This window comes from Streptomyces sp. SID13726, assembly GCF_010548375.1.
Lineage (GTDB): Bacteria > Actinomycetota > Actinomycetes > Streptomycetales > Streptomycetaceae > Streptomyces.
The window spans coordinates 1-394 of sequence record NZ_JAAGLY010000791.1; the positions used below are offsets into that span (position 1 = coordinate 1).

Sequence of the window (394 nt, forward strand, 5' to 3'; positions counted from 1 at the left end):
CGCGGGCCGTGGTCTCGAGCTCGTCGGCGCTCGTGCGCCCGGCCCAGAACGCCTCGACGGCCTTCTTGAGCTCGCGGCGGCGCCCGATGCGGGGGTAGCCGAGCACGGTGCCGGCAGGGAATCCGGCCTGGATCTGGGTAGGGGAGGGTACGGAAGTGGCCATGATCGAAACCTCTTGCTGGTCCGGAGGACCGGTCAGACGGGCGTGCCGTGCGTGGCAGCGCTCGTCGTGGGCAGGGAGGTGCCGGTGACCCACGGCCCGCTGGCCAGGTCCGGGACGAGCGGGGCGGCGGCAGCGCTGGCGCTGCCCCCGGTCCCGCGCGACCCGCCGCCGAGGTGGACACCCTCGAGCAGGTCAAGAGCGGCGCCGTCCTTGTTGAACTTGTACACGTGC

2 protein-coding genes are annotated in these 394 nt (G+C 73.1%); both read right to left on the reverse strand.

The annotated features are described in order from the left end of the window. Nucleotides 1–163 (reverse strand): hypothetical protein (locus tag G3I78_RS53065; RefSeq protein ID WP_164437373.1); only part of this gene is annotated, 163 nt, incomplete at its 3' end. Nucleotides 164–195: 32 nt separating this feature from the next. Continuing rightward, the coding region (locus G3I78_RS50325) for a hypothetical protein (protein WP_203616620.1) at nucleotides 196–394 on the reverse strand (199 nt) is incomplete at its 5' end.